The 261-nt window shown below is 36.4% G+C and carries 1 protein-coding gene; it reads right to left on the bottom strand.

Translation table 11 applies throughout. From position 1 onward, the window contains the following. A partial coding sequence (locus tag SB765_RS30855; RefSeq protein WP_410932651.1) for an Lrp/AsnC family transcriptional regulator occupies window positions 1-261 on the bottom strand: 261 nt, incomplete at both ends.

Here is a 261-nt window from a genome sequence, read left to right as displayed (position 1 = left end):
CTCTACGTTGGTTTTAGTCGTTAGCTTTTGTTTGACCTTTATTGAGACATGTGCAGAAACTAAGCTATTTAAAAAATCATCTCCAAAGTCAACGTTATACCCTTTAATCACACCACTTTGCTCCAACTTAAGCATGCGACTTTGCACTGTTGAGCGGGATAAATTTAAATGCCTTGCAAGGTCAGAAATACTTGCTCTAGCGTTCGTTTTTAATACTGATAGTAGCTTTTTATCTTGGGGAGTTATCATAATGCTAATAAG

Source organism: Pseudomonas sp. SIMBA_067, assembly GCF_046534675.1.
Lineage (GTDB): Bacteria > Pseudomonadota > Gammaproteobacteria > Pseudomonadales > Pseudomonadaceae > Aquipseudomonas > Aquipseudomonas putida.
Note: the sequence above shows the minus strand (reverse complement) of the source record. Positions and strands in the feature narration are given on the sequence as shown.